Source organism: Rhodococcus jostii NBRC 16295, from assembly GCF_001894825.1.
GTDB lineage: Bacteria > Actinomycetota > Actinomycetes > Mycobacteriales > Mycobacteriaceae > Rhodococcus_F > Rhodococcus_F jostii.
Genome location: NZ_BCWY01000050.1, coordinates 62,845 through 72,808 on the forward strand (window position 1 = coordinate 62,845; position 9,964 = coordinate 72,808).

The window sequence follows — 9,964 nt, forward strand, 5'->3', positions numbered from 1 at the left end:
CGCCCGCGGTTAATAAGTACTCACAGGGCCTTGATCTCGCCGTACCGGGCGAGTGCCTCCTGCCGTTCGTGGGCGTGATCGACGATCGGCGGCGGATAGTCCTCGGGGCGACCATCTTTCAGAGTGTGGACCGCCTTCCCCGAGATGCCACGCAACTCGGGGACCCACCGGCGCACGTATTCGCCGTCGGGGTCGAACTTCTCCCCCTGCGTCGTCGGGTTGAACACCCGGAAGTACGGCGACGCGTCCGTTCCCGACCCCGCGGTCCACTGCCAGCCGTGCTGGTTGTTGGCCAGATCCCCGTCCACCAGCTGATTCATGAAGTACCGGGCACCCCGCCACCACGGCAGGTGCAGATCCTTGACGAAGAACGACGCGACGATCATCCGCACCCGATTGTGCATCCAGGCTTCGGCTTTCAGCTGACGCATCCCGGCGTCGACGATCGGGAATCCCGTCCGGCCCTCGCACCACGCCGTGAACGCCTCCTCGGCGTTGGGTCCGCTGTCGTAGCGGATGTGGTCGAACCGGCGGTCGTAGTTGCCGCGCGCACTGTCGGGCCGCTGGAAGAGGATGTCGGCGTAGAAGTCCCGCCACGCGAGCTGACGGCGGTACTGCTCGGCGCTCTTGCTGCGCCGGCGCGCGAGGTCGCGGAGCATCGTCCGCGGATGAATGTTGCCGTACTTGAGGTACACCGACATCCGACTGGTCGCGTCGAGACCGGGACGATCGCGCGCGTCCTCGTACCCGGAGAGGTCGTCCTCGCAGAACTCCGCCCACCGCTCCAGCGCCGCCGCCTCACCCGCGGCGTACCCCTCGGATTCGGGTTCGGGGATCTTCGCCCGCCGAGTCTTCACGTCGTCCGGGTCCACCCACTCCACCATCGCCGGACCGGTGTCGATCGGGGCGCGCCACCCGTGTTCGAGCCACTGCCGAAAGTACGGGGTGAACACGCGGTACGGCTCCCCGTCGGTCTTGGTCACCCGGCCCGGTGCCACCGCGTACGGCGATCCGGTGGCCACGAGTTCGACGTGCTCGGCGACCGTGGCGTCACGCTCGCGACCGTACGGTCCGTAGTCGGCGCTCACATGCACCTCTTCGGCCGACACCTTCTTCGCCACCCTCGGGACCACGTCGACGGGATCGCCCTTCACCACCAGCAACCGGCCGTCGAGTCCGTCGTCCAGCGCGGCGAGGCTGCGGAACAGGAAGTCCCGGCGGGCGCCGCCCGAAGTCTTCAGCAACCGGTCGTCGAGGACGAACAGACCCAGCGCACGCGCCCCCGTCTCGGCGACCATGTGAAGCGTCGGCAGGTCGCCGAGCCGGAGGTCGCGCCGGAACCAGACGAGTGCGGTGTCCATGTCTGCCACGGTAACGAAGCGCGGGCCGATCGGTTGGTGGAGCGAGTCAGTTGGTGGAGCGAGCAGACGACAGCACCGACAGGTAGGGGGCGTCGATGTCGTAGTGCTCGAACGCCGACAGCGCCGCGCGGGCGAACGTCCGCTGCACCGCCCACTGCCTGCCGGGCTTGGTCCGCGCGGTGATGCGCAGTGTGACCGATTCCGCGGTCACCGAGTTGACGCCGAGCAGTTCCGGGGGTTCGAGCACGTCCGCGGCGATCGCGTCGCCCTGGGCCGCCTCGGTGACGGCCTCGAGCGCCACCTCGCACGCCCGCTGCACGTTGGCGGCGTGCGCAATCGGCAGATCGACCACCGCGACCGCGTACCCCTGGCTCATGTTGCCGACGCGCACGATCTCCCCGTTGCGGCAGTACCAGAGGGTGCCGTTGACGTCGCGGATCGTCGTGACCCGCAGACCCACCGTCTCGACCGTTCCCACGGCCTCGCCGAGGTCGACGACGTCGCCGACACCGTACTGATCCTCGAGCAACATGAAGATGCCCGACAGGAAGTCCCGGACGAGGTTCTGCGCACCGAAACCGAGTGCGACACCGATCACACCGGCGGACGCAATGAACGGGGCGACGTTGACGCCGAGGACGGCGAGGACCTGGAGCACCACCCAGACGAGCACCACGATCGACACCGTCGATTTGAGCACCGACCCGATCGTCCGGGCGCGCTGCGCGCGACGCTCGTTGACCATTGCCTCCTTGACGCCACGCGGGGCGCGTTCCCGCAGGGGACGGAGCATGGCCGGTTTGTCGGAAGGCTCCCGGGGCCGCGTCATCCGGTCGATCATCCGGTGCAATGCGAAGCGCAGCACGAGCGCCAGGACGACGTAGGTCGCGATCTCCGCCGGTCGGTGAATGAGCCAGTCACGGTTGGTTTCGGTCAATTCGAATGCCTGCAGTGAAGAAAACATCGACCCCGAGTGTACGGACGAGACACGCTCCCACAACTGCCATCCGCACTCTCCGGGGTCGTGCCCACGGCACAATGCAGGGGTGACCGTCTCCGACTCAGCCAGTGTCCTCGTGGTCGACGACGACGAGGACGTGCGGACCTCCCTCGAACGTGGCCTGCGCCTGTCCGGCTTCACCGTCCTCACGGCCGTGGACGGCGCCGACGCGCTCCGGGTGGTCAGTGAGCAGCGGCCGGACGCGATGGTGCTCGACATGAACATGCCGGTCATCGACGGCACCGGCGTCGTGACCGCGCTCCGCGCGATGAGCAACGACATCCCGATCTGCGTGCTCAGCGCCCGCGACACCGTCGACGACCGCATCTCCGGCCTGGAGTCGGGCGCCGACGACTACCTGGTCAAACCGTTCGTTCTCGCCGAGTTGATCGCCCGGATCCGGGCGATGCTGCGCCGGCACGGAACGACCGCCGCCGCCCCGTCCGACTCGCCCGCGACCCCACCGATCCGCGTCGGGGCCCTGGAGATCCGCACGTCGGCGCGCCGGGTGTTCATGGCGGGCGAGGAAGTCACGCTGACCAAACGGGAATTCGAACTCCTCGAGGTACTCGCCCGCAACGTCGGCATCGTGTTGAGCCGTGAACGACTACTCGAACTGGTGTGGGGCTACGACTTCGTCGCCGACACCAATGTCGTGGACGTCTTCGTCGGTTACCTGCGACGCAAGTTCGAAGTCGGTGGTCGGCCCCGCATCCTGCACACGGTCCGCGGCGTCGGGTTCGTGCTCCGGGAACCCTCGTGAAACGGTCCTTCTCACTCCGGACCCGCGTGGCGGCCGCCACGGCGCTGGGGGCGACGATCATCGTCGTGGCCCTCGGCATCCTCGTGTCGCTGGCGATCAACCGGAACAACATGTCGCAACTCGACCGGCGACTGGAGACGGCGTCGGACGTGCTCGTGCCCAACGCGGCCACGGCCGGTCTGTTCCTCGGGGCCCTCGGCGACAAGGGCGCGTTCGCCATCACCATCCGTTCCGCCGACGGCGACACAATCCTCGTCAGCACCCCCACGCAGTTGCCCGAACTGGACCCGGGCACGCAGACCGTCGAGGTCGGCGACACGAAGTACCGGGCCTACACCGCGACCGTGCCTTTTCTCGGCACCCGCATCTCGCTGGCAGTGCCGTACGCCGAAGCACAGGACGTGACGTCCGAGCAGCAACGGCAGGTGGCCCTCGTCGGCGTCCTCGCCGTCGCCGCGGCCAGCGGGCTCGGGTGGTTGTTCGGCGGTCGTGCCGTCCGCCCGCTGGTCGATCTCACCGGCCGCATCGTCCGCCGCGAACGGAAGCTGACACCCACGTCGTCCGGGGTCCGGGAGGCGGACGAACTGGCGTCCGCCGCGGAGTCGATGCTGCGCGACGTCGCCGAGGCGCAGGACGCGACCACCGCCGCACTCGCCACCGCACGCGACTTCGCCGCCGTGTCTGCGCACGAACTCCGCACGCCGCTCACCGCTATGCGCACCGACCTCGAGGTCCTCACCACTCTCGACCTGACGCCGGAACAGCAGCACGAGATCCTCCGCGACGTCGCCCGCTCACAGGGCCGCGTGGAATCGACGTTGTCCGACCTCGAGCGCCTCGCCCGCGGGGAGCTGTCCACCGACGAGGACTTCGTCGACTGCGATCTCGTCGACATCAGCGACCTCGCCGCCGAGGAGGCGATGCGCCACAATCCCGGACTGCAGGTCACCGTCGACGCGACCCCGGTGACGGTCCGCGGCATGCCCGGTGGACTGCGCCTGACCCTGGACAACGCCATCAAGAACGCGGTCCGGCACGGCGGCGCCACCGCGGTCACGATCACCCTCAGAGCCGCCGACGGCATCACCACCGTCATCGTCGACGACAACGGCTCCGGCGTGCCCGAAGCCGAACGGGCCGCCGTGTTCGAACGATTCCACCGCGGTTCCAACGCAACGAAGAGCGGGTCGGGTCTCGGCCTCGCACTGGTCGCCCAGCAGGCTGCGCTGCACAACGGCAGCGCGCGGTTCGAGGTCAGCCCTCTCGGCGGCGCACGGTTGGTCGTCGAATTGCACACCGACACCACCCAGTGGCCGCACACAACAGAAAGCCCCGCGTCACGCTGAGGTGAGGCGGGGCTTCCGTGCTGTTCGAGACTATTCCTTCACGTCCAGCAGGTCGATCATGAACACCAGCGTCTTGCCGGACAGCTGATGTCCGGCGCCGGCCGGGCCGTAGGCCAGCTCCGGCGGGATGGTGAGCTGACGACGTCCGCCGACCTTCATGCCGGGGATGCCGTCCTGCCAGCCCTTGATGAGGCCGCGCAGCGGGAACTGGATGGACTCACCACGGTTCCACGAGGAATCGAACTCCTCGCCGGACTCGAACTCGACTCCGACGTAGTGCACCTCGACGGTGCCCCCGGGGACGGCCTCGGCGCCGTCGCCGACCACCACGTCCTTGATGACCAGGTCGGTCGGGGCGGGTCCCTCTTGGAACTCGATCTCGGGTTTGGTCATGTGTCCTCCTCGGTGAGGGCTCTATGGTTCGGCACAGGTTTTCGCGATCAGCGACCTGTGACGTCCTTGTAGTCACGCTCGGTGTAACCGGTGTAGATCTGACGCGGGCGGCCGATCTTCGTAGCGGGATCTTCGTGCATCTCGCGCCAGTGTGCAATCCACCCGGGCAAGCGGCCCATGGCGAACAGAACCGTGAACATGCGAGTGGGGAAGCCCATCGCGCGGTAGATCAGACCCGTGTAGAAGTCGACGTTCGGGTACAGCTTGCGCTCGACGAAATAGTCGTCGGTGAGCGCCGCCTCTTCGAGTGCCATCGCGATGTCGAGCAGCTCGTCGTCGCCCCCGAGCTTCTCGAGGATGGTGTGCGCCGTCTTCTTGACGATTGCCGCGCGCGGGTCGTAGTTGCGGTAGACGCGGTGACCGAAGCCCATGAGCTTCACACCGTCTTCCTTGTTCTTGACCTTGCGGACGAATTCGTCCGCATTGCTGCCGCTGGCCTTGATCTCGTCGAGCATCTCGAGCACGGCCTGGTTGGCGCCGCCGTGCAGCGGGCCCCACAGTGCGTTGATGCCACCGGAGATGGACGTGAACAGGTTGGCGTCGGAAGAGCCGACCAGCCGCACCGTCGACGTCGAGCAGTTCTGCTCGTGGTCGGCGTGCAGGATCAGCAGCATGTCGAGAGCCTTGGCGATCTCGGGATCGATCTCGTACGGCTCCGCGGGGAAACCGAACGTCATCCGGAGGAAGTTCTCGACGAGGTTCAGGGAGTTGTCCGGGTACAGGAACGGCTGCCCGACCGACTTCTTGTACGCGTAGGCCGCGATGGTCGGCAGCTTCGCGAGGAGGCGGATGGTCGACAACTCGACCTGTTCCGGGTCTGCCGGGTCCAGGGAGTCCTGGTAGTACGCAGACAGCGCGTTGACGGCGCTGGACAGGACCGGCATCGGGTGCGCGTTGCGCGGGAAGCCGTCGAAGAACCTCTTCAGGTCCTCGTGCAGCAGCGTGTGGCGCCGGATGCGGTCGGTGAACGACTCGAGCTGCGCCGTGGTGGGCAGCTCACCGTAGATCAGCAGGTAGCTGACCTCGATGAAAGTCGACTTCCCGGCCAGCTGTTCGATCGGGTACCCGCGGTAGCGGAGAATCCCGTGCTCACCGTCGATGTAGGTGATCGAGGAGCTGGTGGAGGCGGTATTGACGAAACCCGGGTCCAGGGTGGTGTACCCGGTGCTGGCGAGCAGCTTGCCCAGTTCGATACCGTCATTGCCCTCGGTTGCCCTGGCAATGGACATCGTGTGCTCACCACCGGGGTAGGTAAGCGTGGGCTTTGTGTCATTGTCAGGCACGAAGCATCCCTCTCAAGCTCAAACCAATGAGTAACAACTTCATTCAGGGTAGAAACTAGTCCCACTCTGGCCCGCGTGCCGAAGGCGGGTCCGCTGAGAGCCCGTGATCCGGCTCCCCCACGGGATGCGCGGCAAGCAGGCCGAAGGGTCGCCGAGCGGGATCGGGGAGTGTCCGTTTTGCCCGCACAGGGCGGGAGCGAAAACGGTGAGGGCCAGTTGCGCGAGACTGGACCGGCCGCGTCACCTGCACCGATGCCGGCGCCGGCGGCGAACGCACAACTCGTCACCCGATACGGTGAGGGAGGAACGGGGGGCGTCGCAGCGCCCGTCGGGCGCGACAGAAGAACCCCCGCCCGGCGTATCGACCGGGCCGCAACCGGCGTTACACCGTCTCACCAAGTGGGCACCCGATGCTCGAAAGTTGAACGGTTACGACCCCAGCGCGGACATGCCCCAGCACCCGGTCCACTGCTGTCCCGGGGCGAGCACCAACTGATCGATTCCGGAGTTGAACGCATCCGGCGGACACGTCATCGGTTCGAGCGCCAGGACCCGCCCCCGCCCGGGGTACGACTTGCCCGCGTCGGGGTCCGCGACGAATGCCTGCAGCCAGCCGAACTCCCGGGCCGCCCAGAGCATCGTCCCGGTGCCGTCCGGTGCGCGCAGCTCGTGCCGCGACCTGCCGTCGACGTCGACGTCCAGTGCACTGAACGGGGTGTCGAGGGCCACGCCGGCCAGCGTGCGCGGGCTGGTGAAGTCGTATTCGGTGCCGGCGACCGGCTGCGAGCCGCCGTTCGGCAGCATGCGCTCGTCGAGGGGCACCCGGGTGCCGGCGGACAGACGCAGCGTGCACTCGTCGAGCGGGAAGTCGCCGGCGCGGACGTACGAGTGGAAACCCATCCCGAACGGCGCCGGGATTGCTCCCGTGTTGGTGGCCGTGTGCGTCACCGTCAGGCCGTCGTCATCGAGGGCATATGCGACGGTGAGCCGCAGCGGGTACGGCCACCCCTTGTGGAGGCCGACGTCGATCGACAACTCGATGCGGTCGTCGGTGTGATTGACTACACGCCAGTCCCGGCGGCGGACGAATCCGTGACTGGCATTATCGAACGTCGGCTCCGTGATCTCGAGCTGATGGTCGATGCCGTCGAAGACGAACTGGCCGTCGCGGATCCGGTTGGGCCACGGCGCGAGGATCAGCCCCGCTGACAACGGCGGCCGGGTGCCGACCTCCCACGTCTCGGTGAGCGCAGTCGGCCCCTCCGGACCGTCCCGTTCGAGTAGCCGGAGTCCGGCACCGGTGGCCGCGATACCGGCGCGGTAGCCGCCGCCGCGGATCTCGAATCCAGCCGCTGCAGGCCTGTCCGTCTTCGACGACTGCGATTCACCCATGCACTTCAGTGTGCACGAGTTCTGCACGAGATATGTGATGGCGCACAGGAACCTAGCGGGCGACCTTGTAACGCCACAGTGCCGGGAACGCGACCGCGGCGATCACCACACCGATGACGACGAGGACGCCGCCACCCGCCGCCGCGACGCTCGTCCCGACCGCTGCGGCTGCCGCGCCGTGCAGGACGTCGCCGATCCTCGGGCCGCCGGCCACGACGACGATGAAGACGCCTTGCAGTCGTCCGCGCATCTCGTCGGTGGCGACCTGCTGGAGCATCGTGCTGCGGAACGCGGCGGAGATCATGTCGACGGCGCCACCGAATGCGAGGAACGCGAGGGCGATCCACAGCAGGACCGGACTGTCGCCGGGTGACGCGATACCCACCACGAGGCCGAAGCCCACCATCGCCAGACCCCACAAGGCGATGCACACGATCACCGCACGGCCCTGACGCCGGACCCGCGGCAGCCAGCCGGAGAACACCCCACCGGCCACCGCGCCGAAGGACATCGCCGCGAACAGCAGTCCGAGCGCCACACCGCCCGATGCCGGGTCGCCGAACGTGTCGTGCGCGATCTGCGGGAACAACGCCCGCGGCATGCCGAACACCATGGCGATGATGTCGACGACGAACGACGCGAGCAGCACCTTCTGCGTCGCGAGATAGGCGAACCCGTCGAACACCTCGTGCAGCCCGGCCCGGCGCGACTCCCCCGTCGGCGGGACGGCGGGCAGCCGGAGCACCGCCCACAGCGTGGCCAGCAGGGCGATCGAATCGACGAGATACAGCGTCGACAGCCCGACCGTCGGAATCATCACCCCGGCGAGCAGCGGTCCGGCGATCGCACCGAACTGCATCACCGTCATGTTCAGTGAGTTGGCGGCGGCCAGCTGTTCCGCCGGGATGAGCCTCGGAATGATCGCGCTGCGGGTGGGCTGGTTGACGGCGAAGAACGCCTGCTGCAACGCCAGCAGTCCGAGTACCAGCCACACGTTGTCCAGGCCGAGCGCCGCCTGCACCCAGAACAGCACCGACGTGACCCCGAGTCCGACGGTCGTGATCGTCAACAGCTTCCGCCGGTCCATGACGTCGGCCAGCGCGCCGCCCCACAACCCGAACACGATCAGCGGCACGAGCGCGAACACGCCGGTCAGACCCACGTACGCCGAACTGCGGGTGATCTCGTATACCTGCTGGGGCACGGCGACGATACTGAGCTGACCACCGATCACCGTCACGATCCCGGCCGCCCACAGGCGGCGGTAGTCCCGGTTCTGCAGCGGCGTCGTGTCGGCGAGCAGCCGCCGCTTCCTCTTCTCGGTGACGGTCTCGGTCATTCTTCCCTTAGCTCGTTTCCCATGCTCACTATTCCCCGGCCGTCACGGCTGCAGACGCTCGACGGTCCAGGTGTCGCCGGCACGCGTCGTCCGGATGCGGTTGTGCATCCGGTTGGCGCGGCCCTGCCAGAACTCCACGACGTCGGGCCGGATCAGGATTCCGCCCCAGTCCGGCCGGACCGGGATGTCGACGTCGACGGGGAAACGCTCCGCCGCATGCAGCAGCGCGGCGTCCAGCTCGGCCCGCGAGCCGATCGGCTGCGACTGTTCCGACGCCCACGCCCCCAGCCGGGATCCGCGGGGCCGGCTGTGCCAGTACTCGTCGGTGACCTCGGCGTTCACGCGCTCGGCCGGGCCGCGGACGGTGATCTGCCGGGCGACGGGCACCCACGTGAACGTCACCGACGCGTAGGGCACGGCGTCCAGGTGGCGGCCCTTGGCCGAGTCGTAGTTGGTGAAGAACAGCACGCCGTCGGCACTCAGTCCCTTGCAGAGGACGGTGCGGGTGCACGGATGTCCGTGCTCGTCGACGGTTCCGAGTGTCATCGCGTTGGGTTCGGGAACCCCTGACTCCACGGCATCCTCGAGCCACCTGCGCATCAGGGGAAGCCAGCCGTCGTTCAGCTGGTCGGCGTCCAGATCGGAGTCGTTGTACCGTCCGTCAGGGCCCTGGTGTGCGTAACCGACGCGCATGGCGGCGAGGTCCTTGTTCACCGGTTTCGGCTGTTCTGCATCTGGAGACACAGCCGAGAACGCTACTCCCGGGTATGCACTGATCAACTCTCCGGTGACACCGGCTAAAGTTTTGGGGACCGAACCCGTCCCCTCGGATTGCAGCCGCGATCGTGCGATGTCCCCGGGGAGGGGAAGTCGATTGCGCGGACGAAGGTGCCTGCCCATCCCGCACGCACGCTCAGCGCAATTGTCGAACGCCGAGACAGTGCCGCTCTGACCGGGGGCACTCGAACGAGGAGAGTCCACGAGCTATGTCAGCTAGCGCTGCAATACCGGACGATTTCGTCAGCGG

The 9,964-nt window shown here is 67.6% G+C and carries 9 protein-coding genes; 2 read left to right on the top strand and 7 right to left on the bottom strand.

The features are described from left to right. Positions 1 to 20: 20 nt before the first annotated feature. Together RJ1_RS28100 and RJ1_RS28105 are read right to left on the bottom strand one after the other, a co-directional pair. A complete protein-coding gene (locus RJ1_RS28100; RefSeq protein ID WP_073365804.1) occupies positions 21 to 1,361 on the bottom strand; it encodes a cryptochrome/photolyase family protein in 1,341 nt (446 codons plus the stop codon). 46 nt (positions 1,362 to 1,407) lie between these two features. Further along, on the bottom strand, positions 1,408 to 2,325 hold the full coding sequence (locus tag RJ1_RS28105; protein WP_073365805.1) for a mechanosensitive ion channel family protein: 918 nt from the start codon (positions 2,323 to 2,325) through the stop codon (positions 1,408 to 1,410). A gap of 82 nt (positions 2,326 to 2,407) precedes the next feature. On the opposite strand from RJ1_RS28105, the gene RJ1_RS28110 reads away from it, so the two are divergent. Both RJ1_RS28110 and RJ1_RS28115 read left to right on the top strand, forming a co-directional pair. Then, positions 2,408 to 3,124 carry a response regulator transcription factor gene (locus RJ1_RS28110; protein WP_073365806.1) on the top strand — a complete coding sequence of 239 codons (717 nt, stop codon included), beginning with the start codon at positions 2,408 to 2,410 and terminating at the stop codon, positions 3,122 to 3,124. Next, positions 3,121 to 4,470: a sensor histidine kinase gene (locus tag RJ1_RS28115; protein ID WP_073365807.1), complete on the top strand. Its 1,350-nt coding sequence runs from the start codon at positions 3,121 to 3,123 to the stop codon at positions 4,468 to 4,470. The genes RJ1_RS28110 and RJ1_RS28115 overlap by 4 nt, the downstream gene beginning before the upstream one ends. A gap of 30 nt (positions 4,471 to 4,500) precedes the next feature. On the opposite strand, the gene RJ1_RS28120 is transcribed toward RJ1_RS28115, so the two are convergent. From RJ1_RS28120 to pdxH, 5 genes are all read right to left on the bottom strand, one after another. Beyond that, the gene (locus RJ1_RS28120) at positions 4,501 to 4,863 is read right to left on the bottom strand and encodes an FKBP-type peptidyl-prolyl cis-trans isomerase (RefSeq protein ID WP_073365808.1); all 363 of its coding nucleotides are present in this window, start codon (positions 4,861 to 4,863) and stop codon (positions 4,501 to 4,503) included. A gap of 47 nt (positions 4,864 to 4,910) precedes the next feature. After that, positions 4,911 to 6,206, bottom strand: coding sequence for a citrate synthase (locus tag RJ1_RS28125; protein ID WP_073365809.1), 1,296 nt, complete (start codon positions 6,204 to 6,206; stop codon positions 4,911 to 4,913). A gap of 429 nt (positions 6,207 to 6,635) precedes the next feature. Beyond that, a complete protein-coding gene (locus RJ1_RS28130) occupies positions 6,636 to 7,598 on the bottom strand; it encodes an aldose 1-epimerase family protein (RefSeq protein ID WP_073365810.1) in 963 nt (320 codons plus the stop codon). A gap of 52 nt (positions 7,599 to 7,650) precedes the next feature. Continuing rightward, complete coding sequence (locus tag RJ1_RS28135; protein ID WP_073365811.1) at positions 7,651 to 8,937, bottom strand: MFS transporter; 1,287 nt, start codon at positions 8,935 to 8,937, stop codon at positions 7,651 to 7,653. Between the two features lie 42 nt (positions 8,938 to 8,979). Next, complete coding sequence (gene pdxH, locus RJ1_RS28140; protein ID WP_083400501.1) at positions 8,980 to 9,651, bottom strand: pyridoxamine 5'-phosphate oxidase; 672 nt, start codon at positions 9,649 to 9,651, stop codon at positions 8,980 to 8,982. Between the last annotated feature and the right edge of the window lie 313 nt (positions 9,652 to 9,964).